Source organism: Xylanibacter ruminicola 23 (assembly GCF_000025925.1).
Classification (GTDB): domain Bacteria; phylum Bacteroidota; class Bacteroidia; order Bacteroidales; family Bacteroidaceae; genus Prevotella; species Prevotella ruminicola.
Window position 1 is genome coordinate 51,489 of sequence record NC_014033.1, and the last position, 26,086, is coordinate 77,574.

22 protein-coding genes and 2 tRNA genes are annotated in these 26,086 nt (G+C 47.8%); 9 read left to right on the top strand and 15 right to left on the bottom strand.

Annotation, left to right across the window (positions count from 1 at the left end; genetic code table 11):
* Nucleotide 1 precedes the first annotated feature (1 nt).
* Both PRU_RS00205 and PRU_RS00210 read right to left on the bottom strand, forming a co-directional pair.
* On the bottom strand, nucleotides 2-307 hold the full coding sequence (locus tag PRU_RS00205; protein ID WP_013063523.1) for an ATP-dependent Clp protease adaptor ClpS: 306 nt from the start codon (nucleotides 305-307) through the stop codon (nucleotides 2-4).
* 124 nt (nucleotides 308-431) lie between these two features.
* Nucleotides 432-502 (bottom strand) — tRNA-Gln (locus PRU_RS00210).
* 176 nt (nucleotides 503-678) lie between these two features.
* Between PRU_RS00210 and rsfS the strand changes: the two genes are divergently transcribed.
* From rsfS to PRU_RS00225, 3 genes are all read left to right on the top strand, one after another.
* Nucleotides 679-1,029, top strand: coding sequence for a ribosome silencing factor (gene rsfS / locus PRU_RS00215; RefSeq protein ID WP_013064674.1), 351 nt, complete (start codon nucleotides 679-681; stop codon nucleotides 1,027-1,029).
* Between the two features lie 69 nt (nucleotides 1,030-1,098).
* Nucleotides 1,099-3,120 (top strand): ATP-dependent zinc metalloprotease FtsH, encoded by a 2,022-nt coding sequence (gene ftsH / locus PRU_RS00220; protein WP_013065261.1) that lies wholly within the window; start codon nucleotides 1,099-1,101, stop codon nucleotides 3,118-3,120.
* Complete coding sequence (locus PRU_RS00225) at nucleotides 3,113-3,964, top strand: phosphatidate cytidylyltransferase (protein ID WP_013063745.1); 852 nt, start codon at nucleotides 3,113-3,115, stop codon at nucleotides 3,962-3,964. The genes ftsH and PRU_RS00225 overlap by 8 nt, the downstream gene beginning before the upstream one ends.
* Here the strand turns inward: PRU_RS00225 and PRU_RS00230 are convergent.
* On the bottom strand, nucleotides 3,956-4,426 hold the full coding sequence (locus PRU_RS00230) for a hypothetical protein (RefSeq protein WP_013065003.1): 471 nt from the start codon (nucleotides 4,424-4,426) through the stop codon (nucleotides 3,956-3,958). The genes PRU_RS00225 and PRU_RS00230 overlap by 9 nt on opposite strands.
* 83 nt (nucleotides 4,427-4,509) lie before the next feature.
* Here PRU_RS00230 and PRU_RS00235 point away from each other — a divergent pair, with 83 nt between their 5' ends.
* Both PRU_RS00235 and PRU_RS00240 read left to right on the top strand, forming a co-directional pair.
* Entirely contained in the window at nucleotides 4,510-6,564 is a 2,055-nt protein-coding gene (locus PRU_RS00235) for a TonB-dependent receptor plug domain-containing protein (RefSeq protein ID WP_013065586.1), read from the top strand.
* A gap of 5 nt (nucleotides 6,565-6,569) precedes the next feature.
* On the top strand, nucleotides 6,570-7,364 hold the full coding sequence (locus tag PRU_RS00240) for a DUF4249 family protein (protein WP_080517152.1): 795 nt from the start codon (nucleotides 6,570-6,572) through the stop codon (nucleotides 7,362-7,364).
* On the opposite strand, the gene PRU_RS00245 is transcribed toward PRU_RS00240, so the two are convergent.
* Complete coding sequence (locus tag PRU_RS00245; protein ID WP_013064298.1) at nucleotides 7,334-7,834, bottom strand: lipocalin family protein; 501 nt, start codon at nucleotides 7,832-7,834, stop codon at nucleotides 7,334-7,336. The two genes, PRU_RS00240 and PRU_RS00245, sit on opposite strands and share 31 nt — an antisense overlap.
* A complete protein-coding gene (locus PRU_RS00250) occupies nucleotides 7,824-8,837 on the bottom strand; it encodes an aspartate-semialdehyde dehydrogenase (protein ID WP_013065686.1) in 1,014 nt (337 codons plus the stop codon). The genes PRU_RS00245 and PRU_RS00250 overlap by 11 nt, the downstream gene beginning before the upstream one ends.
* A 90-nt stretch (nucleotides 8,838-8,927) precedes the next feature.
* Between PRU_RS00250 and PRU_RS00255 the strand changes: the two genes are divergently transcribed.
* The 3 genes from PRU_RS00255 to PRU_RS00265 are packed head-to-tail and all read left to right on the top strand — an operon-like array spanning nucleotide 8,928 to nucleotide 12,609.
* The gene (locus PRU_RS00255; protein WP_013064918.1) at nucleotides 8,928-11,060 is read left to right on the top strand and encodes a cation:proton antiporter; all 2,133 of its coding nucleotides are present in this window, start codon (nucleotides 8,928-8,930) and stop codon (nucleotides 11,058-11,060) included.
* Between the two features lie 23 nt (nucleotides 11,061-11,083).
* A complete protein-coding gene (locus PRU_RS00260) occupies nucleotides 11,084-11,767 on the top strand; it encodes an ABC transporter ATP-binding protein (protein WP_013063685.1) in 684 nt (227 codons plus the stop codon).
* Nucleotides 11,764-12,609 (top strand): CvfB family protein, encoded by an 846-nt coding sequence (locus PRU_RS00265; protein WP_013063099.1) that lies wholly within the window; start codon nucleotides 11,764-11,766, stop codon nucleotides 12,607-12,609. Before PRU_RS00260 ends, PRU_RS00265 begins: the two co-directional genes overlap by 4 nt.
* Nucleotides 12,610-12,651: 42 nt before the next feature.
* Here PRU_RS00265 and asnS read toward each other — a convergent pair whose 3' ends face one another.
* The 6 genes from asnS to PRU_RS00295 all read right to left on the bottom strand — a co-directional run bounded on the left by asnS (nucleotide 12,652) and on the right by PRU_RS00295 (nucleotide 18,877).
* A complete protein-coding gene (asnS, locus tag PRU_RS00270) occupies nucleotides 12,652-14,091 on the bottom strand; it encodes an asparagine--tRNA ligase (protein ID WP_013064884.1) in 1,440 nt (479 codons plus the stop codon).
* 27 nt (nucleotides 14,092-14,118) lie between these two features.
* Nucleotides 14,119-15,468: a pseudouridine synthase gene (locus PRU_RS00275; protein ID WP_013064086.1), complete on the bottom strand. Its 1,350-nt coding sequence runs from the start codon at nucleotides 15,466-15,468 to the stop codon at nucleotides 14,119-14,121.
* Nucleotides 15,469-15,521: 53 nt separating this feature from the next.
* On the bottom strand, nucleotides 15,522-16,868 hold the full coding sequence (gene purB, locus PRU_RS00280; RefSeq protein ID WP_013063464.1) for an adenylosuccinate lyase: 1,347 nt from the start codon (nucleotides 16,866-16,868) through the stop codon (nucleotides 15,522-15,524).
* A gap of 107 nt (nucleotides 16,869-16,975) precedes the next feature.
* Nucleotides 16,976-17,050, bottom strand: a tRNA-Val gene (locus tag PRU_RS00285).
* Between the two features lie 86 nt (nucleotides 17,051-17,136).
* On the bottom strand, nucleotides 17,137-17,562 hold the full coding sequence (locus tag PRU_RS00290; protein ID WP_013065228.1) for an ACT domain-containing protein: 426 nt from the start codon (nucleotides 17,560-17,562) through the stop codon (nucleotides 17,137-17,139).
* A gap of 16 nt (nucleotides 17,563-17,578) precedes the next feature.
* On the bottom strand, nucleotides 17,579-18,877 hold the full coding sequence (locus PRU_RS00295; RefSeq protein ID WP_013064721.1) for a phenylacetate--CoA ligase family protein: 1,299 nt from the start codon (nucleotides 18,875-18,877) through the stop codon (nucleotides 17,579-17,581).
* 164 nt (nucleotides 18,878-19,041) lie between these two features.
* On the opposite strand from PRU_RS00295, the gene PRU_RS00300 reads away from it, so the two are divergent.
* Nucleotides 19,042-19,776 carry an MBL fold metallo-hydrolase gene (locus PRU_RS00300; RefSeq protein WP_013064392.1) on the top strand — a complete coding sequence of 245 codons (735 nt, stop codon included), beginning with the start codon at nucleotides 19,042-19,044 and terminating at the stop codon, nucleotides 19,774-19,776.
* 3 nt (nucleotides 19,777-19,779) lie between these two features.
* On the opposite strand, the gene PRU_RS00305 is transcribed toward PRU_RS00300, so the two are convergent.
* The 4 genes from PRU_RS00305 to dnaK form a co-directional block, all read right to left on the bottom strand.
* Nucleotides 19,780-20,505, bottom strand: a complete 726-nt coding sequence (locus PRU_RS00305) for a DUF2461 domain-containing protein (RefSeq protein ID WP_013065292.1) — start codon at nucleotides 20,503-20,505, stop codon at nucleotides 19,780-19,782.
* An 11-nt stretch (nucleotides 20,506-20,516) separates the two neighbouring features.
* Nucleotides 20,517-21,011 carry an acetyltransferase gene (locus PRU_RS00310; RefSeq protein ID WP_013063531.1) on the bottom strand — a complete coding sequence of 165 codons (495 nt, stop codon included), beginning with the start codon at nucleotides 21,009-21,011 and terminating at the stop codon, nucleotides 20,517-20,519.
* Nucleotides 21,012-21,185: 174 nt separating this feature from the next.
* Nucleotides 21,186-23,147 carry a hypothetical protein gene (locus tag PRU_RS15120; RefSeq protein ID WP_049769044.1) on the bottom strand — a complete coding sequence of 654 codons (1,962 nt, stop codon included), beginning with the start codon at nucleotides 23,145-23,147 and terminating at the stop codon, nucleotides 21,186-21,188.
* A 913-nt stretch (nucleotides 23,148-24,060) separates the two neighbouring features.
* Nucleotides 24,061-25,977 (bottom strand): molecular chaperone DnaK, encoded by a 1,917-nt coding sequence (gene dnaK, locus PRU_RS00320; RefSeq protein WP_013064777.1) that lies wholly within the window; start codon nucleotides 25,975-25,977, stop codon nucleotides 24,061-24,063.
* Nucleotides 25,978-26,086: the final 109 nt, after the last annotated feature.

The following is a 26,086-nucleotide window of genomic DNA, read 5'->3' on the forward strand; positions in this document are numbered from 1 at the left end:
GTTATTCCTCTGGTTCAACAGTTAAACGGAGGGGAAATCCCTCTTCACGGGCCATGTTGGTGGCTTTACGCACCTTCGATGTGGCAACGTCATAGCTATAGATACCCACCACTGCTTTGTCGCTATGGTGTACCTGCAGCATGAGTGCCTCGGCCTCTGTCTCACTTTTAAAAAACACTTGTGTAAGTATCTTCACCACAAATTCCATCGTGGTAAAATCGTCGTTGTATATTGTTACTTTGTATCGTCGCGGCTCGCGCAGGTTGGTGTGCTGCCGCTCTTTTGTTGCCGATTGTTCTTTTGCCATATTTCGATTTTCGTTTTAAAAATCGTGGCAAAGATACATTTTTTAGCTGAATTAAGCAAGAAAAACGCTGTAAAATGCTTATAATAAAAAAATCGCTAAGTTCAAAACTTAGCGACCTTTTTAGTTGGGGTACCCGGACTCGAACCAGGAAAGGCAGGACCAGAATCTGCAGTGTTACCATTACACCATACCCCAAAATGTTTTTGCTTAAGAACTCTCTTGTTCTGTTTTGCGGGTGCAAAGGTACTACTTTTTCTTGAACTACCAAAATTTTTTGGGGAAAAATTATAAAAAACCGCAAATTTTTCACTTTTTCTTTGTTTTTTGGGCAATTTACACTACCTTTGTGCACAAATAATAGCAAATTTTGAATGATACAACTTGTAGAAACAATTAAAGACGCGATTCAGGAGAAGAAGGGCTGCGATATTGTAGTGGCCGACCTGACTAAAATAGAAGGAACCATCTGTCAGTATTTCATTATCTGCACTGGCAACTCGCCCACGCAGGTCGAGGCTATTGCTGAGTCGGTGGGGGATATGGTGCGCGAACAGTTAAGCGAGAAACCTGCACACGTAGTAGGACTTGAAAACGCTCAGTGGGTGGCTATGGATTATACTGACGTATTGGTACACATTTTCTTGCCCGATGTGCGCGAGTATTACGATTTGGAACATCTGTGGGAAGATGCACCTCTGACTCGTATTCCAGATTTAGACTAATATATATATAATAGGTATATGGAGAATAATCAAAAACCAAACAATAATAACGGTGCTAACGGTCCTAAGATGAATATGCCCAAGTTCAACATGAACTGGATATATTTCATCGCTATTCTGGCTTTAGGACTGCTTTACTTTACCAGTGGTGGTGCCGAAAATAGTAGCGTAGCAAAAACCGCATCGTATAGCGAGTTCAAAACTATGGTTGAGCGTGGCTATGCCAAAAAGATTGTGGTAAACAAGGCCCAGAGCATGCTACGTATGTATGTAAAGCCCGAACATATCCGTGATGTGTTCCACCAGGGAACGCAGCAAACGGGTGTTGAGCCTTATCTGGAGGTAGAATTCGGTAGCGTAGATCAGGTTGAGCAGTTTGTAGCCAAGGCTAAGGATGAAAAGGTGTTTACCGGTGATCTGGCTTTCGATAATAAACGTGATAACGAGTTCTTATCGCTGATTCTATCTAACCTCATTCCTATTTTATTTATAGTAGGATTGTGGATATTCCTGATGCGTCGCATGGGCGGCGGAGGCGGCGGCGTTGGTGGCGGTGTCTTCAACGTAGGCAAGAGCAAAGCAAAGATGTATGAGAAGGGTGGTGAGTTAGGCATCACGTTTAAGGATGTTGCCGGACAAGCTGGTGCCAAACAAGAGATACAGGAGATTGTTGACTTCCTGAAGAATCCACAGAAATATACCGACTTGGGAGGTAAGATACCCAAGGGAGCCCTGCTGGTCGGTCCTCCGGGAACAGGTAAAACCCTGTTAGCTAAGGCTGTAGCAGGCGAGGCTGGTGTGCCTTTCTTCTCAATGAGTGGTTCTGACTTTGTAGAGATGTTTGTGGGTGTTGGTGCCAGTCGTGTACGCGATTTGTTCCAGCAGGCCAAAACAAAGAGTCCTTGTATCATCTTCATCGATGAGATTGATGCTGTGGGACGTGCTCGTTCAAAGAATCCTGCCATGGGCGGTAACGATGAGCGCGAGAATACGCTGAATGCCCTGTTGACTGAGATGGACGGATTCGGTACAAATAGCGGTGTTATTATTCTGGCTGCTACCAACCGTGCCGATATGCTTGATTCAGCTCTGCTGCGTGCAGGACGCTTCGATCGTCAGATACACGTTGATTTGCCTGATCTGAACGAGCGTAAGGAGGTATTTAAGGTACACCTGAAGCCTGTGAAGATTGACGAAAGCGTAGATATCGACTTCCTGGCTCGCCAAACACCAGGCTTCTCGGGTGCTGATATTGCCAATGTTTGTAATGAGGCTGCGCTGATTGCGGCCCGTCATAATAGTCAGACTGTAACGAAGCAGGACTTCCTGGATGCCGTTGACCGTATTATTGGCGGACTTGAAAAGAAGACCAAGGTGATGACACAGGCCGAGAAACGCTCGATAGCTATTCACGAGGCTGGGCATGCTACCATCTCATGGTTTACCGAGTTTGCCAACCCATTGGTTAAGGTTTCTATCGTGCCACGTGGACAGGCCCTTGGTGCTGCCTGGTATCTGCCTGAGGAGCGCGTGCTGCAAACCAAGGAGGCGATGCTGGATGAGATGTGTTCGCTGTTGGGTGGTCGCGCAGCCGAAGAGCTGTTTGTGGGTCATATCTCGACAGGTGCTATGAACGACCTTGAGCGCACTACCAAGCAGGCTTACGGCATGATTGCTTATGCTGGTATGAGCGAAAAACTGCCTAACGTGTGTTATTATAATAATGCAGAGTATCAGTTCCAGAGACCTTATTCGGAAACCACGGCAAAGATTATGGACGATGAGGTGCTGCGTATGATAAATGAGCAATACGAGCGTGCCAAGCGGATACTTACCGAGCATAAGGAGGGACATGCCCAGCTGGCTCAGTTGCTGATAGATCGTGAGGTGATTTTTGCCGAGGATGTAGAGAAAATCTTTGGTAAGCGTCCCTGGACCAGTCGTGCAGAGGAGTTGCTTGAAGCCCAGATGAAAGCCGATGCTGAGCGTATGGCTGAAGAGCGTGCCAAGGAGCTCGAAGCAGAAGCAAAGGCTGCTGAGCAGAAAGCATTAGAGAGTAAACCCGAAGAAAAGGAGGATAAGGATGCGTAATTTTATTGTTAGAGCTATTACTGGCGTGCTGTTTGTTGCCGTGCTGGTGTGCAGCTTTTTGCGTCCGCAGGCAATGGTGCTGCTGTTTGCGCTGATTACAGGACTGACCATTTGGGAGTTTACCGGATTGGTTAACGAACGTGCGCAGGTGACGGTTAACCGCATGATATCTACTGTGGCAGGTGTATATCTCTTTTTTGCCATGGCAGGTTTCTGCAGCGAGCTTACCCCATCTGCTGTGTTCATCCCTTACCTTGTGTCTATCATCTATCTGATGGTGGCTGAGCTGTACCTGAAGAACGAGGATCCCATACATGATTGGGCCTATACCATGATGGCTCAGTTGTATATCGCCCTGCCGTTCTCGCTGCTTAATACGCTGGCATTCCACGCTGCGCCTCAGGGATTTGTGGCTTATGATGCTGTGTTGCCCTTGTCGGTTTTCGTGTTCCTGTGGATGAACGATACAGGAGCGTACCTCTGTGGATCGCTGTTGGGCAAACATAAACTCTTCCCCCGCATTTCGCCAGGAAAGAGTTGGGAAGGCAGCATCGGTGGTGGTATCTTAGTGATAGCCGTTGCCGTGCTGGTATGGTATCTTACCGATGAGTATCAGCTTAACCAGTTAGGACTGACCGCTGTTGAGTGGGCTGGATTGGGACTCACCGTAGTTATCTTTGGTACCTGGGGCGATCTGGTGGAGAGCTTGTTTAAGCGCACCATCGGTATTAAGGATAGCGGTAACATACTGCCCGGACATGGTGGCATGCTTGATCGTTTCGATTCGTCGCTGCTGGCCATCCCCGCTGCAGTAGTTTACCTCTACACCATTATGCTACTTTGATTGATAAAGTACACTTAAAGTTGGCTTATATGTATTTTCGAGGGTAAGGGTGATGAAACCACCTTTATCCTCGAATTTTGCGATACGGTGGTCTTTTCCATCCTTCAGCATGTTAGGCCAAGCGCCCAGTTGCTCCTCGAATGCATCGTGCATCTGCTGCCACATTTTTCGGGTGCTATCGTTGGTAGAGATGGTGTAGTTCTCCTGCAGTGCAACCAACGTATCGTTACGCTGAGCTAACATCAGACGGTAGTTAAGGTTGGGGTGATACATCGATACACGGGCAAAATCAGAGTCGGTCTTGGCTGAATCGATAGCAAAACCACGAGCAGCGAGCGAGTCGCAGAAGGTTTTGAAGGGCATACCCATTGAGAGTCCACGATAGTCGAGATACTTTTTCTCGCCATTTCCACAAGCACAGAGTGCTGCAATAGCCACTACGGCAATAAATAATTTCTTCATAACAAATTAGTTTTTTGTAATATTCGGTGGCAAAGATAGATATTTTTTTTGGAGTTTCCAAAAAAATCTATTAACTTTGCAACATGTTTCTATCAACATTACTACTTACGGCACTTGTTGCCATGCCTATAACACCCGATACCCTGCGACAGGAACAGCTTGATGAGGTGGTGGTGAAGTCGAACTCGGCTCGCCAGCGTCTGCGTCAGATACAGACTGGTGCTGAGCAGGTGCAACTGAAGGACCTTACTAACTCGCCGCAACTGTTTGGCGAACATGATATTATGCGCTCTATGCAGCTGCTTACAGGTGTAAAGAGCGAGAGTGATGCATCTAGCAGTTTCCAGGTGCGAGGTGGTACATCGGCCCAAAACCAGATACTGGTTGATATTGCTCCTGTATATAATGTGGGGCACCTGGCTGGATTGTTTTCGGCCTTTAATAGCGATGCACTTGTGTCGGCTACGCTCTATAAAGGTTTGCTGCCAGCACAGTACGGTGGCGCCTCGAGTGCGGTGCTTGATATTATCGGAAAAACAGGTAACAAGAGCGAGTACCACGGTGGCGCCAGTATCGGACTCCTTTCAGCAAAGGGTACCATCGAAGGCCCGATTGTGAAGAATAAGGCCGCCTTTTTAGTTACGGCACGCCGTTCGTATATGGACATGTTTCTGAAACTATCGCCCGATTTTAAAGGTAATACTTTGTATTTCTACGATATCAACGCCAAGGCTGACTGGACCATTAACGAGAACAACCAACTGTTTCTGAGTTTCTTTACAGGTCACGACCGTACGGCACTTGAGGATATGGTTGACATCCGTTGGAACAACCTTTCAACCAGTTTAAAGTGGTTGCACCATTTTGGCAGTAATGCCTATGCTCAGTCGACGGCTTACTACAGCGGCTATCAGACGGATAATGGTATTGATTTTCTGGGTATGAATATCTGGTTCTCTGGTCATATCCGTCAGACAGGTTTCCGACAGGATTTCCATGCCAATCTGGGAAAGTATAGGCTAGATGCTGGTTTGCAAACGGCTTTGCTTAATGTGAAGTCGGCCGAGTGGAAACAGGTGTCGTTGCACGAGAAGGAACAGCGCCGTGCCTGGGATAATGCATTTTGGCTGAACCTGATGGTGCCCATCACCAAAAAACTTGATGTTTCGGCCGGTCTGCGTGTGAGTGCCTTCTCGCCTTTGGGTGGTTCGTTGTATTACGATCTGGAAGATAATGGCGACATAGCTTGGTACTACAACTATGGTAAGAACCAGATAGTTAAAACCCACACAGTGCTTGAGCCCCGACTCTCTGTTAACTATCAACTATCACCTGTTGCCTCTCTTAAGTTCGGTTACACCCGTACTTCGCAGAATGTGCATGCCTTACGCAACCAGAGCACTGCAACACCCTTCGACCGTTACACCATGAGCAGTAACATTGTTAAGCCCGAGGTGGCCGACCAAGTGAGTGCAGGCTTGTTTATGATGACGCCCAATCAGGATTACGACTTCTCGGCCGAGGTTTACTATCGTCATATTAATAATGTGTTAGACTATCGCGATGGCAAATCGTTTGCCAGTGAGATAGAAATTGAGCGCTTGATGCTGGCGGGTAAGGGCAAGGGCTACGGTATAGAGCTGAGTGCCCGAAAGAACAACGGCAGACTGACGGGATGGATTGGTTACACGCTTTCGTGGTCGAAAACCAAGATTGATGGTATAAATCAGGGACGCTGGTACGATGCTAACAACGATCGCCGTCATGACATCAACATCGTGGCTATGTATCACCTGAATAAGCGTTGGAACCTGAGTGCCTCGTGGGTATATAACAGTGGTCAGGCTTTCACAGCCCCCAGTGGAAAGTATATGATTGAGGACAACTGGATATATTACTACACCGAGCGTAATGGTTATCGCGCACCAGCCTCGCATCATCTGGATGTAAGTGCTGTGTGGAGCAAGAAATACAGAAATCGCACCCATCAGCTGGTGTTCGGTATCTACAATCTGTATAACCGCTACAACCCCTTCCTCATTAACTTTGAGGATGGTGAGTATGGTGCAGGCACCAAGGCCAAGCAGTATTCGTTGTTCGGCATTGTACCATCGGTATCGTTTAATATTAATTTCTGATAGCTATGCGTAGATTACTATATATAATAGGTATATTAGGGCTGATGTCGTGTACAAAGGAAATCAGCATCGACTATCATAGTCACGATACACGCTATGTGGTTGAAGGTACTATTAACAATGATGGTACGGAGATACGTGTGAGCACCACCAATGCGATGGAAGATAATGCTACTGGCAGTGATGTGAACAACGCTACCGTTACAATGACGGCCGACGATGGTACCACTGCTACCATCCCCTTCGTACGCAATGGCTACTACCGTTCAAAGTTTGCTGGTATTGCCGGCACTGTTTATAAGTTGGATGTTGAGGTTGAAGGACACCATTTTACGTCAACTTCTACCATGCAGCGCACCCCCAAGATGAACGAGTTTAAACTGGTGTGGAAGAAGATGCTGACGGAGCGTTACTTGTTTGGTGACTTGCGCCTGCAGGACATACCTAACGAGAGTAACTGGTATTTTATGCATATTTATCGTAATGGTTTAGGTTATCGTTGGGCGGTGATGAAGGATGATAAGAATCCGAACAAGGAACTTCAGCAGCTGTTTACCTTCTTCCGTGATGGTCAGCACGATAATGACGTTCTACAGGATGGCGACGAGCTGCATATTGTTATACGTGCCATCGATCAGCGTGCTTACGACTATCTGTACTCTATGCAGCAGATGTCGAGCACGGCTACCAATCCTATTGATAACTTTACTGGTGGCTGTTTGGGGTATTTCTCAGCCAATAGCGAGATAGAATACTATCAGGATTTCTATTACCGCGATGTAACTGAAGATGACGAATAACCGTTAGTTTCGTTTGATAGTTTGCGAATAATGAAAGTAACGGTTATGCCTTTTTGTTCGTAGTCGTACCTGATAAGCACAGAACTGTCGGTAAACGAAACCACCTGTGCTAGGAGCGAGCGCTTGGCTCCGCCATCGTCAACATATGTAAGTTTCAGGTTATTGTTGTCGCACTGATAGTCGCCTTCGTAAATCACCATACCTTCTGTGTCGTAGGCGGTAAAAGTACCTTTGCGCACCATGCCGTTGTAATTGCCATCACCACGAAAAACAAACTGATCGTACGTAAAGTTATCGGGGCCTAAGTCGGTGTCGCCATCAATCACAACATCACCTTCGCCCCAACCGCGTTGCCAAGTGCCGACAATCATTTCGCCCAGTCGGCGTCCATCATCGTCACCACCACCGCAAGCGGTCAAAAATACCAGGGCAGCCACCATAGCTGCCCTGTATAAGAACTTACTTAACATTTCCAACCTTAACTAAGTACTCTGCAATCTGAACAGCATTAAGGGCAGCACCCTTACGTATCTGGTCGCCACTGAGCCAGAAGGTCAGACCGTTTTCGTCGCTCAGGTCCTTACGTACACGACCTACGTAAACATCGTCCTTGCCGGCAGTTTCCAGAGGCATGGGGTAGGTAAGTGTAGCGGGATCGTCCTTCAGTGTACAGCCGGGAGCAGCGGCGATAGCCTTCTGAGCCTCCTCTACGCTGATGGGGCGCTCGGTCTCAATCCAAACACTCTCTGAGTGAGAGCGCAGTGAGCTAACACGTACACACATGGCCGAGCACTTAGCATCGGTATGCATAATCTTACGTGTCTCGTTAAACATCTTCATCTCCTCCTTGGTGTAGCCATTTGGCTGGAACACGTCAATCTGAGGGATAACGTTATAAGCCAGCTGGTGGGCGAACTTCTTTACGGTCTTAACCTCACCATCCTCTACCATCTCTTTGTACTGCTGCTGCAGTTCGGCCATGGCAGCGGCACCGGCACCTGAAGCACTCTGATATGAAGCAACATGGATGCGTTTTATATGAGAGAGCTTTTCCAGAGGCTGGAGAACAACTACCATCATGATAGTGGTGCAGTTAGGGTTAGCGATTATTCCACGAGGACGGTTCAGGGCGTCCTCGGCGTTGCACTCGGGCACTACCAAGGGTACATCGTCGTCCATACGGAATGCACTCGAGTTGTCAATCATTACAGCACCATACTTTGTGATAGTCTCGGCAAACTCCTTCGATGTGCCTGCACCTGCTGAAGTGAAGGCGATGTCGACATCCTTAAAATCGTCGTTGTGCTGAAGCAGTTTAACCTCAATCTCCTTACCTTTAAAATTGTACTTCGTTCCGGCACTGCGCTCTGAGCCAAACAGTACCAGTTCGTCCATTGGGAAATTTCTCTCAGCGAGGATGCGCAGAAACTCTTGTCCTACGGCTCCACTTGCACCTACAATTGCTACTTTCATCTTGATAATCCTTTAAATGGTTACAATTTGGCCGCAAAATTATGTTTTTTTTTTCATTTTACCAAAAAAATGAGTACCTTTGTAGCCAAAATGACATTATTATTATCATATTTGCCGATTACAGACCCAACTTTTATCTTTTTTGTGGTGCTGATGATCATTCTGTTTGCTCCTATCGTGATGAGTAAACTTAGAATTCCGCATATCATTGGCATGGTTCTGGCGGGTATCGCCATCGGTCAATATGGTTTTAATATTCTGGTCCGCGACAACTCGTTCGAACTTTTTGGTAGGGTAGGTCTCTACTATATTATGTTCCTGGCCGGACTGGAGATGGACATGGAAGGTGTGAAGAAGCATTCGCGCCGATTCCTGCTGTTCGGACTGCTGACGTGCTTTGTCCCGCTGATACTTACCTATGCCATGTCGGTAACCATCCTCGACTATTCGTCATCGGCTTCGTTCCTGTTGGGCTGTATCATGGCGTCAAATACCTTGATTGCTTATCCTATTGTTGGTCGATATGGTTTGCAGAAGCACCAGAGCGTGGCTCTGAGTGTAGGTTCGTCGATGATATCACTGTTTATGGCGCTGGTGATGCTGGCTGCTATCTCAGGATCGTTCAGCAAAGATAGTGGTTGGTGGTTCTGGGTGCTGTTTGTGGTTAAGTTTGCCGCCTTCTGTGTAGGTAGCGTTGTTCTGATACCTAAGTTGACGCGCTATTTCCTGCGCCGATACAGTGATGCCGTGATGCAGTACACCTTCGTTATGGCGGTGATGTTTCTCAGTGCGGCACTCTCGTCGCTCATTGGTATCGAGGGTGTGTTTGGCGCATTCTACTCTGGTCTGATATTAAACAGATATATCCCACGTGTGTCGCCACTGATGAACCGCATCGAGTTTATCGGTAACGCGCTGTTCATCCCCTATTTCCTGATTGGTGTGGGTATGCTCATCAATCTGGGTACGCTGTTCTCTAGCATGCAGATGGTATGGATTGTACTGCTTATCGTGTTCTTCGGAACATTTGGTAAGGCTGTGGCTGCCTATATCTGCAGTCTGCTGTTCCGCCTGTCAAAGGCCGATGGTCACATGATGTTCGGTCTTACATCGGCCCATGCGGCTGGTGCCATCGCTATGGTGATGGTGGGCATCCGTTTAGAGGTGGCTCCCGGCGAATACCTGGTGAGCGACGACATGCTGAATGGTATCATTATGATGATATTGTTTACCTGTATCATCAGTACCATGATGACCGAGCATGCTGCCAAGAAGATTATCATTCAGGAGAAGACCCATCTGCAGGGTGATGTACCTAAGGATGACGACGAGAAGATATTGTTATGTGTGAAATATCCTGAGATTGCACCACATCTGCTGTATATGTCGATGTTTATGCGTAACCAGCGTTTGAATCGCGACTTGGTGGCGTTGAATGTGGTTTACGATGATGAGCGTAGCAATGCTGCTCGCGAAGAGGGTATCCGATTGTTGGAGCAACTGCAGCATACGGCCAGCGCCAGCGAGGTAAAGGTGCAAACGCAGGTGCGCTTGGCTACCAATATCGCCAATGGTATTAAGCACGCTTTCCGTGAGTTTGGATGCTCGGAGATTGTGATGGGGATGCACGTGCATACCGATATCAACCCCAGGTTCTGGGGAGAGTTTATCCAGAGTTTGTATAATGGCTTGAACCGCCAGATTCTGCTGGTACGTTTCGTTCAGCCTATGACCACGTTGCGTCGTATTCGTGTGGCAGTACCTTCACGAGCCGAGTTTGAGCCTGGTTTCCATCGTTGGCTCGAAAGGTTGAGTAGGTTGGCTGGTCAGTTGGACTGCCGTATCCAGTTCCATGGTCGCAACGAGAGTCTGATGCTCATCAAGGAGTATATCAACAACCGCCATCCCAATGTGCGTGCCGAGTACACCTACATGGCCCATTGGAACGAGTTGCCTCAGTTGGCTGCGGGTATTGCCGACGACCATCTGTTTGTGGTAGTTACAGCCCGTAAGGGTACCATCTCATACAAAACAGCGTTAGAGCGACTGCCTGATGAGTTGCAGAAGCACTTCTCGGGTAAGAACCTCATGATAATCTTCCCCGACCAGCATGGTGATACTAAGGACGAGCGCATGAGCTTTACTGAGGCACAGCACCACGAGGAGAAGAGTATCTATGATACTATTCTGCGCTGGATACACGAGAGGAAGATTAAACATTAAAAATTAAACATTAAAGATTAGAGATGATTGATATAAAGAATATAACCAAGAGCTTTGGCTCGTTACAGGTACTGAAGGGCATCGACCTCCATATCAACAAGGGCGAGGTGGTAAGCATTGTAGGTCCCAGCGGTGCAGGTAAAACCACGTTGCTGCAGATTATCGGTACACTCGACCGTCCTGATACGGGTAGTGTAGTGGTTGATGGTATCGATACAACCACGCTCTCATCCAAGCATCTTGCCGATTTCCGCAACCGCCATCTGGGATTTGTATTCCAGTTCCATCAGCTGTTGCCCGAGTTTACTGCTATCGAGAATATCATGATTCCCGCTTATATAGCTGGCACATCGCAGAGTAAGGCTAAGCAGCGTGCCAAAGAACTGCTTGAGTTTATGGGACTGGCCGATCGTGCTACCCATAAACCCAACGAACTCTCTGGTGGTGAGAAACAGCGTGTGGCTGTGGCTCGTGCGCTGGTAAACAATCCTGCAGTGATTCTTGCCGATGAGCCTTCTGGCTCGCTCGACACAAAGAATAAGGAAGAGTTGCATCAGTTGTTCTTCGATCTTCGTGATCAGTTCGGACAGACTTTTGTGATTGTTACCCACGATGAGGGACTTGCTTCGATTACAGATAGAACTATTCATCTTAAGGATGGACTGATATTACCTACGGAAAACATTGAAATAACAGAGGAAATATGATAAAATTAGGAGATTACAATACCTTGAAAATCGTGAAGTCGGTCGACTTCGGACTTTATCTCGACGGTGGCGAGGAAGGCGAAATTTTGCTTCCCCAGCGTTATGTTACTAACGATATGAAAATTGGTAACGAGGTTACGGTGTTTATCTACCTCGACCAGGAGGAGCGACCTGTGGCTACAACAGAGACACCTTATGCCAAGGTGGGCGAGTTTGTAAGTTTAGAGGTGGCATGGGTTAACCAGTTTGGCGCATTCCTTAACTGGGGTCTGATGAAAGATATCTTCTGCCCCTTCCGTGAGCAGAAAAAACGTATGGAGCAAGGTCAGCGTCATATCGTATATATTAAGGTAGATGAAGACAGCTATCGCCTGATGGCTACGGCTAAGGTAGAGAAATATCTCACTACACCTATCATTACCGATCTGCCATCGTTGCAGCATGGTGCCGAGGTGGATATTTTAGTGTGGCAGAAGACCGATCTGGGCTTCAAGGTGATTGTGAACAATAAGTTCCAGGGCCTGATATTCGAGAATCAGATTTTTCAGCCTCTGCACAGTGGTATGAAACTCAAGGCCTATGTGGATCATGTGCGTCAGGATGGCAAGATTGATATCGTTCTGCAGCAGACAGGCAGACAGCAAACGCTGGACTTTGCTGAGACACTGCTACGCTATCTTTACGAGAACGATGGATTCTGCAATCTGGGAGATAAGTCGCCTGCCGAGTTGATTTATGACCGCTTCCAGGTATCAAAGAAAGCCTATAAGAAAGCTGTTGGCGATCTCTATAAGCGTCGCCTCATCACCATCGAACCTGATGGCATTCGCTTAGTAAAATAAAGGCAATAAAAAACCTCGCCGATTGGCGAGGCTTTTTTATGTTTAGAACTCTGCTGATTTCGGAGTACGTGGGAAGGGGATCACGTCGCGGATGTTCTGCATACCTGTTACGAACAGGATGAGACGCTCGAAACCAAGACCGAAACCGGCGTGTGGGCATGAACCCCACTTGCGGGTGTCGATGTACCACCAGAGGTGGGTCTGGTCCATCTCGCGGCGATTAATCTCGCCCATCAACTTATCGTAGCTCTCCTCACGAACACTACCACCGATAATCTCACCAATCTGTGGGAAGAGTACATCGGTACCCTGCATGGTAGGACCAGGGGCAACAGCACCCTTATAACCTACTGAACCACCATCGGCAGTGTCCTGGTTCTGCTTCATATAGAACGACTTGAATGCACGTGGGTAGTCGGTCATGATAACAGGCTTCTTGAAGTGCTCTTCAACCAGGTAGCGCTCATGCTCGCTGGCCAGGTCGTCGCCCCAGTTGCAGGGGAACTCGAACTTCTTGCCGTTCTTGATAGCCTCCTGCAGGATATTGATACCCTCAGTGTAAGGCAAGCGAACGAAGGTCTCCTTGAGTACACCCTCCAGACGCTCGATCAGAGTTTTATCAATCATCTTGTTCAGGAACTCGAGGTCGTCCTTACAGTTATCGAGAGCCCAGCGTACGCAGTACTTGATGAAGTCCTCTTCAAGATCCATCAGCTCTTCCTGATCCAAGAAAGCAACCTCAGGCTCAACCATCCAGAACTCAGCCAGGTGACGAGGTGTGTTACTGTTCTCTGCACGGAAAGTAGGACCGAAGGTGTAGATAGAACCCAGTGCGGTAGCACCCAGCTCACCCTCCAACTGACCAGATACAGTCAGCGAAGTCTGTTCACCGAAGAAATCATCGTCGTAGATAATCTTGCCGTTCTCGTCCTTCTTCAGGTCGTACAGGTTCTTGGTAGTTACCTGGAACATGTTACCTGCTCCCTCACAGTCACTGGCAGTAATCAGTGGGGTGTGGAAGTAGAAGAATCCATGCTCGTGGAAGTAGGTGTGGATAGCCATCGCCATGTTGTGGCGGATGCGCATCACTGCACCAAAGGTGTTGGTGCGCAGACGCATGTGAGCGTTCTTACGCATTACCTCGAAGCTCTGGCCCTTCTTCTGCATGGGGTAGTCGTTGCCGCACAGACCGTAAACCTCAAGCTTAGTAGCCTGGATTTCGCTGCTCTGACCGGCACCCTGACTCTCAACCAGTGTACCCTCGGCGCTGATGCAGGCACCAGTGGTGATATCCTTCAATACCTGCTCGTCGAACTTAGTGGGATCAACAACAATCTGCACATTCTTGATGGTAGAACCGTCGTTGAGTGCAATGAAGTCTACAGCCTTAGAGCTGCGGTGCGTGCGCACCCAACCCTTAACGCAAACCTCCTTGCCATATTCAGTGCTCTTCAGCACATCAATAATCTTTGTTCTTTTCATTATCAATTGTCAATTATCAATTGTCAATTACTCATAAGCTCCCATACGCAGGCGGTCAACCTCCTCCTCGGTCAGGTAGCGCCAGTCGCCACGCTTCAGGTTCTTCTTAGTCAGACCAGCGAACTGTACGCGGTCGAGCTTCTGAACACGGTAGCCCAGGCTCTCGAAGATACGGCGAACGATACGGTTCTTACCTGAGTGAATCTCGATGCCAACCTGCTTCTTATCGGTAGGATGAGCATACTGAACGTCGTCGGCCTTAATCTCACCATCCTCAAGCTGGATGCCCTCGGCAATCTGTGCCAGGTCGTGAGCGGTAACGTTCTTATCGAGGTAAACGTGATAAATCTTCTTCTTCAGGTACTTAGGATGTGTAAGCTTAGAAGCCAGATCGCCATCGTTGGTGAGCAGCAGCACACCAGTGGTGTTGCGGTCGAGACGACCTACGGGGTAGATACGCTCAGGACAAGCGTTCTTAACGAGGTCCATTACAGTCTTACGCTGCTGAGGATCGTCGCTGGTAGTAACGTAGTCCTTTGGCTTGTTGAGCAGTACGTAAACCTTCTTCTCGATGTTTACGGGCTGATCGTGGAACTTAACAACATCGGTACGCAGGATCTTTGTTCCCAGCTCGGTTACAATCTCGCCGTTAACCGATACTACACCTGCCTGGATGAACTCGTCGGCCTCGCGACGGCTGCAAACACCAGCATTAGCCAGGAACTTGTTCAAACGCAGTGGCTCGTTTGGATCGTAGTTAATCTCCTTGTACTCGATGCGCTTCTTCATAGAGTACTTTGCATTTGGATCGTAGTCGGCTGTGCGCTGACGTGGACCCTTCTTATAAGGAGCTGCTCCGTAAGGCTTGCCATAGCCACCCTGCTGAGGACGACCGTAGCCACCCTGCTGAGGACGACCGTAGCCACCCTGCTGGGGACGACCGTAACCACCCTGCTGAGGACGACCGTAGCCACCCTGCTGAGGACGCTGGCCATAACCGCCACCCTGTGGACGCTGGCCGTAGCCACCCTGCTGGGGACGACCGTAACCGCCCTGCTGAGGACGACCGTAGCCACCCTGTGGGCGCTGGCCATAACCACCCTGACGCTGCTGACCGTAGCCACCATCGTTATTGTAGTTGTTACGTGGACGATAGCCTCCCTGAGGACGCTGAGGTGCATTGCTCTGCAAACCTGCGCCGAATCCCTCTGGGCGGAACTCGCCTTCGTCGTTGTTATTGCGATAGCTGGGACGCTCATATACTGGGCGCGCAGCGGTATGAATGCGTGGACGTGGTGAACGACCTGGACGATACTCCTTCTGATATCCGTCCTGTGCAGTCTCTTCCTGTTTTTTCTCGTTGTTTTCGAAATCCATGACTTGTTATTCTTTAAAATGTTACTAATTTCTATAAATATACTAATGTGTAATTAAATGCCTGTATAGGTTGATGGGGTAATGGCACGAAGTTCTTCTTTTACATCCTCACTCACCTCGAGTGTTTCAATGAAATTCTTGATCTTTTCGCCAGTCAGCTTCTCGTTGGTACGAGTCAGCGCCTTCAGGGTCTCGTATGGGTTGGGGTAGGCCTCACGACGCAGAATAGTCTGGATAGCCTCGGCTACTACTGCCCAAGTGTTGTCGAGATCCTCCTGCAGCTTCTCCTCGTTCAGAATGAGCTTGCGCAAACCCTTCAGTGTGCTCTGGAAAGCAATCACAGCATGACCCATAGGTACACCTACGTTACGCAGAACGGTAGAGTCGGTCAGGTCGCGCTGCAAACGGCTTACGGGCAGCTTTGCTGCCAGGAACTGCAGAATGGCGTTGGCAATACCCAGGTTACCCTCAGAGTTCTCGTAGTCGATGGGGTTCACCTTATGTGGCATAGCACTCGAACCAACCTCGCCCTTCTTGATCTTCTGCTTGAAGTAGTCCATAGAGATGTACATCCAGAAGTCGCGATCCAAGTCGATAACGATGGTGTTGATACGACGCATAGCATCAAAGATAGCACCCAACCAGTCGTAGTTCGAAATCTGAGTGGTGTACTGCTCGCGCTCCAATCCTAACTTTTCGCTTACGAATGTGTTACCAAACTCACGCCAGTCGTACTGTGGATAAGCCACGTGGTGAGCGTTGTAGTTACCGGTAGCACCACCGAACTTGGCAGTGATAGGGGTAGCCTTCAGACCGCGCAGCTGCTCTTCCAGACGGTACACGTAAACCATTACCTCCTTACCCAAGCGGGTTGGCGATGCAGGCTGTCCGTGGGTCTTGGCCAGCATAGGGATGTTCTTCCACTGCTCGGCATAATCGTGCAGTTGCTCAATCAGCTCCTCCACCATAGGATAGTAAACCTGCTCCAGAGCCTCCTTGATAGAAAGGGGAACGCTGGTGTTGTTAATGTCCTGCGATGTGAGGCCGAAGTGGATGAACTCCTTGTAGCTCTCGAAACCGCCCATGGCGTCGAGCTGCTCCTTGATAAAGTACTCTACGGCTTTTACGTCGTGGTTAGTAATCGACTCAATGTCTTTCACACGCTGTGCATTAGCGGGTGTGAAATTACGGTAGATGTCACGAAGTTGATCGAATGTTGAGTGGTTGATACCCTGAAGTTGAGGTAATGGCAATTCACACAAGGCAATAAAATACTCTATTTCAACGCGTACCCTGTAACGTATCAAGGCATACTCTGAAAAGTATTCTGCCAATGGTTCGGTCTTACTTCTGTAACGGCCATCAATAGGCGAGATGGCTGTCAATAAACTTAAATCCATGTTTTAAATTAATTCCTGTAATTATCGATAATTTCTAAACGTTCAATATCCTTCTTTAACCCAAAACCGCAACCTCATCGGCTGCGGAAAGCGGATTTTTTGTGTTGTGGGCGTTGACGGATTCGAACCGCCGACCCTCTGCTTGTAAGGCAGATGCTCTAAACCAGCTGAGCTAAACGCCCTTGTTTCTTGTTTGCGGGTGCAAAGGTACAAAGAAAAAATGAAACTGCAAAATTTTCAGGCGAAAATCTTGCAGTTTCTTGTAAATTTATAGCTGATAGAGGTCGTTTGCGGCCATCAACTCCACTTTTTTGTCTGAAAGTATCTTCTCGCAGGCATCCAAATCGGTGGGGCGGATTACCACTGTGGCCACATCGCCATTAGCAAACGAATACATATACTCGATGAAAACACCGTTCTGTGAGAGGTGCTTCAGTACGATGGCCAGCGAACCACTGGTGTTGGGGCATACAAATCCGATCACGTCAGTAATCTTCACGGCAAAGTGTGCCTCTTTCAGAACCTGATAGGCTTTGTCGGGATCGGAAACGATGCAGCGCAGAATACCAAAGTCGCTGTTATCGGCAATACTCATGGCCGAAAGGTTGATGCCTGCTGCACCAAGCACCTCGGTCACCTCAGTCAGACGGCCTGACTTGTTCTCAAGGAAAATTGATAGTTGCTTAGTCTTCATAATTACGATTGTATTTTTAGATGTTACGTTTGTCAATCACACGCTTGGCCTTGCCCTCCGAGCGCTCAATGCCCTTTGGCTCAACCAACTTAACCTTGAAGCCCAGTCCGATCACGCTACGCAGCTCGCCTTCCAGCTTCTTCTGCAAACCAACCATCGTGGCCATATCGTCGGTAAAGTACTCCTCCTTCACCTCAACCTTCAACTCTGAGGTATCGGTATTGTTCACGCGGTCAACAGTGAGCAGGAAGTGAGGCTCGTACTCAGGCAACTTCAGGATGACATCCTCAATCTGCGATGGGAATACGTTCACACCACGGATAATCAGCATATCATCGCAACGGCCCAAGATACGATCCATACGTACCAAGGTACGTCCGCACTTACACTTGTCGTAGTGCAGGGCTGTCAGGTCGTGGGTGCGATAGCGGAGCAATGGCATACCCTCTTTAGTAAGGTGGGTGAATGTCAGCTCACCGAACTGACCTTCTGGTAGAGGCTCGCCTGTCTTTGGGTCCAGAATCTCTGGATAGAACAGGTCCTCGTTCAGGTGGGTGCCGCACTGGTGCTCGCACTCGTAGCCTACGCCAGGACCGGCAATCTCGCTCAGTCCGTAGATATCGTAAGCTTTAATACCCAGACTCTCTTCCAGTTTCTTACGCATCTTCTCGGTCCAAGGCTCTGCACCAAACACGCCCACTTTCAGCTTAAACTCATCGCGGCTCCATGGGCACTCTTTCATGGCTTCGCCCAGGAACATGGCGTAGCTGGGGGTACAGCACAGAATGGTGGTGCCAAAGTCGTGCATCAGGGTCATCTGCTTCTGGGTGTTACCTGAAGAGATGGGGATTACCGATGCGCCGATATTGGTGGCTCCGTCGTGAGCGCCAAGACCTCCAGTAAACAGGCCATAGCCGTAAGCTACCTGGAAGATATCGTCCTTACCTGCACCATAGGCGGTAAAGGCACGACTGATGGCTTCGCTCCACATAGCAAGGTCTTTGCGGGTGTAAAGTACTACAACTGGTTTACCGGTTGTTCCCGATGAGGCATGGATTCTGACAATCTGACTCATGGGCACGGCAGCCAGTCCGAAGGGATAGTTGTCGCGGAGGTCGAGCTTATTAGTAAAAGGCAGCTTGGTAATGTCGTCGATACTCTTGATATCGCCTGGTTCCAACCCCATCTCCTGAAACTTCTTACGGTAGAAGGGGGTGTTGTAATATACATACTCTGCCATTTTTACTAGGCGTTGACTCTGGATTTCGCGAAGCTGTTCGCGATCCATACACTCCATTGTTTCATTCCAAATCATGTCTGTTTCTTGTCGTTGATTATATGTACTTTACGGGCACAAAGTTAAGGTATTTTTTTGAATCAACCAAGAAAGTACCATCAAAAGTATATATTTTATTTATTTGGTTTGGAACTTTCGTATATTTATCGTATTTTTGCCCCAGTTCTATATATTAATAAGGTATGAAGAAACTATTTTTATTGCTAATGGCCGTTTTAGGTCTCAACACAGCCTGTGGCCAGTCACCTTACGAGGTAGATGAGTTTACCACCGCGAGTGGAAAAACCGTTAAGTTTCATGCGCTGATGCACTCGTGTATCCGTATTCAGTATGATGGCAAGGAGATACAGATTGATCCTGTGACGAAGCTGGGCAATCGTTCTATCAACTATGCAGCCATGCCTAAGGCCGATTACATCTTTGTAACCCATGAGCATGCCGACCATTACGATGCTGCTGCACTTAAAACATTATCGGCTGACAAAACGCAGCTGGTGATGAATAAGCGCTGTGCCGATATGTATGGTTCTGGTAAGGTGATGGCGAATGGCGACAATCTGCAGTTAGCCGATGTTAGCGTTGAGGCTGTGCCTGCGTATAACTCTACGGTAGGTCGCGAGCAGTTCCACCCCAAGGGGCGCGATAATGGCTATATCCTTACTATCGATGGTTTGCGTATCTATATTGCCGGCGATACCGAGGATATCCCAGAGATGGCACAGATTAAGGATATCGACATTTCCTTCCTGCCTTGTAACCAGCCTTATACGATGACGCCCGATCAGTTGGTACGTGCAGCAAAGGTTATCAAACCCAAGGTGCTGTTCCCTTATCACTACGGACAAACCGACCTGAGCTCGATACCTGCTCAGCTTGAAGGAACAGGCATCGATGTAAGGATTCGTCATTACGAGTAAGGGCTACTCGTAATCGTCGATTACTGAGTTCATGAAATCCATCATTGGCTTGGCGGCTTTGAACATGCGTTCAATTTCGTCGAGCCATTTTTCGCCTTCATAAAAGTCGTCTGGCACCTGATGCCAGCAACAGTAATCCTTCATGCGCAGATACTCTACGTAGGGCCAGTCTTTGGGGAATCCTACTGGGCATTTCTTTAGTTTCTCCAGTCCAAAGCCCTGGGGCTGGTCCCAGCTCGATACATCCGTTGGTGTCGAGAAGCTGCTGGCTACAGGGCTACCGTAGTATTTCTTGAATTCTTTATTCTCTACGCACTTCAGCCACTCTGCTGTGTTGCCCATCATCTCATTGCGGCACGATGTGAGTATATTGGTTGGCAACCAATAGTTACCACACGCCACCATGCAATGTCCTGGCTCCAGGTGCAGGTAGTATCCGCCATGCAGAGCTTTCTTACCATGGGCTGCAATATAGCCGCCAAAGTGGTTCTTGTAGGGCGACTTATCGGGTGAGAAACGTGTGTCGCGATTAAAACGATACGTGCAATCCTTTACTGTAAGATGTGCAATCGAGGGGTCGAAACTCGCAATCCTGTTAATAGCCATTTCAATTCCAGCTTCGAAATCTGCCCTTACAGCATCATACTCCGCCTTATGCTCCCAAAACCAATCACGGTTGTTATTTGCCATCAACTGCTTCAGATAGCTTAGAATTCGTTTTGTATCCATATCCTTTGTTTTTATTTTGTTTTCTGATAAGCCAGGCGTTCGTCGCCCGAAAGTAGGTAGATGATGCCGCAGTAGGTAAAGCCTTCTTTGAGAATGACGTGCTGCATAATTTGATTGTCGCGATGGGTGTCGATGCGGATGTTGCTGTCGTGGGCAAAGCAGAAGTCCATGATGCTCTTAAAAACACCGTGGGCATCAGGATAACTGGCAATGCGGTGCACTACGTGATAGGGTAGAGTGTCCTCTATCCAGTTGCCCTCGTAGATTTTGGCGTAAGTTGGATCTGGACTGGGTAGAAAGGCGAAATAGGCCACGATGGTGCCATCGTCTTCTACCACATAGCCGCCACCAATCTCTATGTCGTGCAGAATCACATCTGTTGTGGGGTAATTGTCGGCCCATTGGTGCATGTTGCCCGATTGCCGCATAATCTTTTTGGCTGCAGCGATGACGTTCATGATGTCGTCAACCTGCTGCGGGTTGGCTTTTGTGATGGTTCTATTCATTGTCTGATTATCAATTATTAAACTTTTTAATTCGCCGGCAAAGTTACAAAAAACTTATGAAACAGGCGCTGGAAAAGTACTATTAATGAACGGCACAAACGATTATTTAACAAATAAGGGCTCGCTTGATGGCGAGCCCCCTCGTGTTTTTCAGGTACATGTTAATGACATAATTTATTTCCACCAGAACTCATCTACAAATGTACCTTGTACATAGTCTGTGAATTTCTTATTTTCATTAGCAATATTTCTTCTTTCTGGTACAGGTACGAATGTGTCGTCGACCAGTATCTTACAGGCTGCTTCACCTGTTGTGGCCTGGAGCTCCATCCATGAGCCGTTCTTATATACCTCAATCTTAATATTCTTAATCTGCTCGGGAGTGGTGTACTCGCCGGTAATCTCGAACTCAACGGGGTCAACATTCGGACCAGCACCCGTGTTATACATCTTATATTCGCCCTTTTCGTTGGGAGTTGTTTCGCCGAACAAGCCATGAACCTCTATGCCCATCACTCTGAGTGGAAGCACACCGCCAGCACAAATCAGTCTCAGTGTGGTCTTGCCGCCTTCGGCCTTCACTACGTCGAAGACAACGTCGTTGAAGTCGAAATCTCCAGCTTCTGAAGCCGACAGGTCCTCAGCAATCACGCGGTAGAGTGGGGTGCTGCCGCCAACAAAGCCTGGGTTACATGGTGTTTCGGGAATGGTAATATTGGGCTTGCCCGATTTGAAACCGGCCGCGTAGATGTTGTCAGCTATGCCGAAACCATCAACTGCGTAGATAACCGTTCTGCCGGCACCGCTGTCGCCTTGTGCGAAGTGAGTCTCTGCCGAAACATAGAGGTTGCCGCCGTAGATGATTGCGCCATGACTGTTGGTACTAGCAAGAGATGGGTCTCTGACAATATCCTTAGCCTGGAATACTGCATACCCATCTGGCGAGATGCCATAGATGCCATATCCTGAATCACCGGTTCTTCCGCATTCAAACTGGGCTGTTTTCTCAACTTTAAACACAGCATTCTCGCCCATCAAGATCTTAAATGGACCAGAAACGGCGCCAGAGCTTGAGTCTCTACCTCCATAGAAATTCTCTGTTACTACACCGCAACCAGCATCAATCTTGAAGGCACCTTCGGCAGATGAGATGTTCATCTCAAAGTCGTGGGTCACCTCAAGGAAACAGTTGTTGATTACGTTCTCGCTTCCACCGATGTAAGCATAGTCATAAGTAGTCCAATGTCCATTGTTTACCCAGCCAGAGTTGGTAGATTGGATTTTGGTGGTGTTGGTAACGTTACACTCGGCGTTGTTCTGTATAGCAGCTGCTTTTACAGTAACATTGGTGGCAGTGATGGTACCATCGTTTACAATTCGGCTATTGTTACTTTCGATATTTATGTTTCCTGCTTCCAGTGTGCCGACATTATAGAGGAAACCTGATACGTTAGTTTCGAAGGTGCCAACTTTGATGGTTCCATGATTGTAGATCTTGGTGCTATTGTTAGCCTTGAGGAGACCTGATGCCTCGAGTGTGGCACCTGCGGCAATATAAATGGCATCAACATTGAGAGTGATGGCACTAACCTCGCCTAACTTTAAGGTTGCTCCTTCAATCAGATAGATTGCCGATCGATAGTCAGGTGCAAATTTGGGGGAGTTGGCATCAGTGTCGCTATCTGATAAATCTACGGTTCCTGTTACATAAATCGTGCTGGCGCCAGCATACGTAGAAACAGATGGGGTTTCTGCATCAATGTAATAATTACCTGCTCCACCTCCCCATGATGGCAGTCTGTTGACACCTGCAGGTACTGCATTCAAGAAATTGCTGGCATTGCAGTCGGTCGGGAATGTGATGGTAGGCTGTAAGTTACCTTTGTACGAGGCATAAGTGCCCGCAGCACGGGTAAGGGCGCGTGTGTTGGCTTTCTTGCTGCTGAATCCCCAGTCAACATTGGAACCAACCTTACCAAACGCTTTTTCAAAAGCTGCAGCATACTTTTCGTTCAAATTCTGTTCAACTTTCTCTTCGCTGTAGAGATATTTATCATGACTACACGACGAGAGCATGATCGTAACCAGAAGGGTGGTTACAATTGCTATAAATCCGAAATTTCCTTTTGTTGTCATAATTGTAATAGGTTAGATTAGTAATTGCATTCATCATTGATATATTTGGCGCAAATATACGAAAAATACAAGTATGTTGTACTTGGTGTATGGTTAATTAGTGTTAACTGTTGCGCAAAAATAATGTGTTCGAAAATAAAAAGCATTGTATGGTCGATAGATTACGCGTGGTATATGCCAGAATCTTAGATGCCCTATCGTATATTTTTTCTATACAATAAACATTATTATTATTGAAAATTATGTAATTAGCCTACATGCCTACATGTTTTTATCGTAAATGCCTATTATACAATATGTTACAAAGTTTAAAGCCTACATAAAGCCCCACAAAAGCCTACATAAAGCCTACATAAAGCCTACATGCAGCCTACATGTTTTTGCCGTTTACCCACGTACTAACAGATATTGTTTGCCTGGTTAGCAGCTTTTATCCTTAATACTTGTTACGAAATTCTCTAGAGAATTTTGCTACTACCTAGGCACTCAGCAATGTTTAGTAAGGCACTTAGCCGAAAATTCTCTAGAGAATTTCGCAGCATCCTTTAGGAAGAAATATTGCAAGTACATTAATAAGTATGTTTTCGCAAGGCAGAAAGTAGCTTTTCGCATACTGATAAGTAAGCATCAAAAGGCCCAAAAGCTACTTTTCGTACCCTAAAAAGCTACTTTTCGGTCGATTTTATGTAGGCTTTATGTAGGCTTTTGTGGTACTTTATGTAGGCTTGAAAACGCCAGAAACCCTTTATGCATGCGGTTTTCGAGCGATTTTATGTAGGCATGTAGGCAATATGCCGAAAAATTTTGGGTGGAAATGGAATCATATGGAATACTGGTTGATTGAGAAATAAAACAAAAGAGGTGCAGACGTTGAATCTGCACCTCTTGGTTATGTTGTAAGTAAATCAGTTGTTTACTTTACCTCCTCAAAGTCGGCGTCCTGGATGTCCTCAGCCTTTGGACCTTCCTGCTGGGCCTGCTGCTGACCGCCCTGGAACTGATCGCCACCAGGCTGACCGGCTGCACCGCTCTGCTGGTACATCTGCTGCGAAGCAGTCTGCCAAGCAGTGTTCAGGGCTGCGATAGCTGTGTCGATAGCAGCTACGTCGCCTGCCTTGTGGGCATCCTTAAGCTGCTGCAGAGCCTGCTCGATAGCTGGCTTGTGCTGTGCAGGGATCTTATCGCCAAGCTCCTTCAGCTGATTCTCGGTCTGGAAAATCATAGAGTCGGCCTGGTTCAGCTTGTCAATGCGCTCGCGCTCCTTCTTATCGTTCTCTGCATTCTGCTCAGCCTCGGCCTTCATGCGGTTGATCTCGTCCTGTGACAGACCAGATGAAGCCTCGATGCGGATGGCCTGCTCCTTACCTGTAGCCTTATCCTTGGCAGATACCTTGAGGATACCGTTGGCATCGATATCGAAGGTTACCTCGATCTGAGGAATACCACGGCGTGCAGGAGCGATACCTGTGAGGTTGAACTGACCGATTGACTTGTTCTGTGAAGCCATTGGACGCTCACCCTGCAGAACGTGGATAGTTACCTCGGTCTGGTTATCAGCTGCAGTAGAGAATGTCTCGCTCTTCTTGCAAGGGATAGTGGTGTTAGCCTCGATCAGCTTGGTCATTACGCCACCCATGGTCTCGATACCCAGTGTAAGAGGAGTAACGTCGAGCAGTACGATGTCGCCTACGCCACCTTCCTTGTTCAGGATAGCACCCTGGATTGATGCACCTACGGCTACAACCTCGTCGGGGTTAACACCCTTTGAAGGCTCCTTACCGAAGTAGTTCTTAACCAGAGTCTGAACAGCTGGGATACGGCTTGAACCACCTACCAGGATTACCTCGTCGATATCAGCTGTGTTCAGCTTAGCATCGGCCATAGCCTTCTGACATGGAGCCAGACAAGCCTGGATGAGGTCGTGAGCCAGCTGCTCGAACTTAGCACGGGTAAGAGTCTTAACCAAGTGCTTAGGTACACCTGCTACAGGCATGATGTAAGGCAGGTTAATCTCGGTGCTTGTAGAAGAAGACAGCTCGATCTTAGCCTTCTCGGCAGCCTCCTTCAGGCGCTGCATAGCCATAGGATCGGCAGTCAGGTCGGCACCCTCGTCGTTCTTGAACTCCTGTACCAGCCAGTCGATGATAACCTGGTCGAAGTCGTCACCACCCAGGTGAGTATCACCATTGGTAGAGAGTACCTCGAATACGCCGCCACCGAACTCCAGAATAGAGATATCGAATGTACCACCACCCAAGTCGAATACGGCAATCTTCATATCCTTGTTAGCTTTGTCAACACCGTAAGCCAGAGCTGCGGCTGTAGGCTCGTTTACGATACGCTTTACGTCGAGACCGGCAATCTGACCAGCCTCCTTAGTAGCCTGACGCTGAGAATCAGAGAAGTAAGCAGGTACGGTGATAACAGCCTCGGTAACCTCCTGACCCAGATAGTCCTCTGCAGTCTTCTTCATCTTCTGCAGAACCATAGCAGAAATCTCCTGTGGAGTGTACTTACGACCGTTGATGTCAACACGTGGGTAGCCACCCTCGTTAACTACAGTATATGGTACACGACCAATCTCTTTCTCGGTCTGCTGCCAATTCTCACCCATGAAACGCTTAATAGAGTAAACAGTGTTCTTAGGATTAGTGATGGCCTGACGCTTAGCAGGGTCACCGATCTTACGCTCACCGTTATCAACAAAACCAACTACTGAAGGTGTTGTACGCTTACCCTCGCTGTTGGCAATTACTACTGGCTCGTTACCCTCGAATACGGCAACACAGCTGTTGGTAGTTCCTAAATCGATTCCAATAATCTTTCCCATAATTCTTATATTTTTTTAATTTATACTCAATTTGTCACAATCGGGAGTGCAAAGCATGTGCCAAAATGTCCTTTTATGATAAAAATGTTTTTTATTACGTCATTTTGGC

Bases quoted from the DNA above. Each gene is read 5' to 3' on its own strand.
- PRU_RS00205 (WP_013063523.1), bottom strand. From the start codon at position 307: ATGGCAAAAGAACAATCGGCAACAAAAGAGCGGCAGCACACCAACCTG.
- rsfS (WP_013064674.1), top strand. From the start codon at position 679: ATGATACAACTTGTAGAAACAATTAAAGACGCGATTCAGGAGAAGAAG.
- ftsH (WP_013065261.1), top strand. From the start codon at position 1,099: ATGAATATGCCCAAGTTCAACATGAACTGGATATATTTCATCGCTATT.
- PRU_RS00225 (WP_013063745.1), top strand. From the start codon at position 3,113: ATGCGTAATTTTATTGTTAGAGCTATTACTGGCGTGCTGTTTGTTGCC.
- PRU_RS00230 (WP_013065003.1), bottom strand. From the start codon at position 4,426: ATGAAGAAATTATTTATTGCCGTAGTGGCTATTGCAGCACTCTGTGCT.
- PRU_RS00235 (WP_013065586.1), top strand. From the start codon at position 4,510: ATGTTTCTATCAACATTACTACTTACGGCACTTGTTGCCATGCCTATA.
- PRU_RS00240 (WP_080517152.1), top strand. From the start codon at position 6,570: ATGCGTAGATTACTATATATAATAGGTATATTAGGGCTGATGTCGTGT.
- PRU_RS00245 (WP_013064298.1), bottom strand. From the start codon at position 7,834: ATGTTAAGTAAGTTCTTATACAGGGCAGCTATGGTGGCTGCCCTGGTA.
- PRU_RS00250 (WP_013065686.1), bottom strand. From the start codon at position 8,837: ATGAAAGTAGCAATTGTAGGTGCAAGTGGAGCCGTAGGACAAGAGTTT.
- PRU_RS00255 (WP_013064918.1), top strand. From the start codon at position 8,928: ATGACATTATTATTATCATATTTGCCGATTACAGACCCAACTTTTATC.
- PRU_RS00260 (WP_013063685.1), top strand. From the start codon at position 11,084: ATGATTGATATAAAGAATATAACCAAGAGCTTTGGCTCGTTACAGGTA.
- PRU_RS00265 (WP_013063099.1), top strand. From the start codon at position 11,764: ATGATAAAATTAGGAGATTACAATACCTTGAAAATCGTGAAGTCGGTC.
- asnS (WP_013064884.1), bottom strand. From the start codon at position 14,091: ATGAAAAGAACAAAGATTATTGATGTGCTGAAGAGCACTGAATATGGC.
- PRU_RS00275 (WP_013064086.1), bottom strand. From the start codon at position 15,468: ATGGATTTCGAAAACAACGAGAAAAAACAGGAAGAGACTGCACAGGAC.
- purB (WP_013063464.1), bottom strand. From the start codon at position 16,868: ATGGATTTAAGTTTATTGACAGCCATCTCGCCTATTGATGGCCGTTAC.
- PRU_RS00290 (WP_013065228.1), bottom strand. From the start codon at position 17,562: ATGAAGACTAAGCAACTATCAATTTTCCTTGAGAACAAGTCAGGCCGT.
- PRU_RS00295 (WP_013064721.1), bottom strand. From the start codon at position 18,877: ATGATTTGGAATGAAACAATGGAGTGTATGGATCGCGAACAGCTTCGC.
- PRU_RS00300 (WP_013064392.1), top strand. From the start codon at position 19,042: ATGAAGAAACTATTTTTATTGCTAATGGCCGTTTTAGGTCTCAACACA.
- PRU_RS00305 (WP_013065292.1), bottom strand. From the start codon at position 20,505: ATGGATACAAAACGAATTCTAAGCTATCTGAAGCAGTTGATGGCAAAT.
- PRU_RS00310 (WP_013063531.1), bottom strand. From the start codon at position 21,011: ATGAATAGAACCATCACAAAAGCCAACCCGCAGCAGGTTGACGACATC.
- PRU_RS15120 (WP_049769044.1), bottom strand. From the start codon at position 23,147: ATGACAACAAAAGGAAATTTCGGATTTATAGCAATTGTAACCACCCTT.
- dnaK (WP_013064777.1), bottom strand. From the start codon at position 25,977: ATGGGAAAGATTATTGGAATCGATTTAGGAACTACCAACAGCTGTGTT.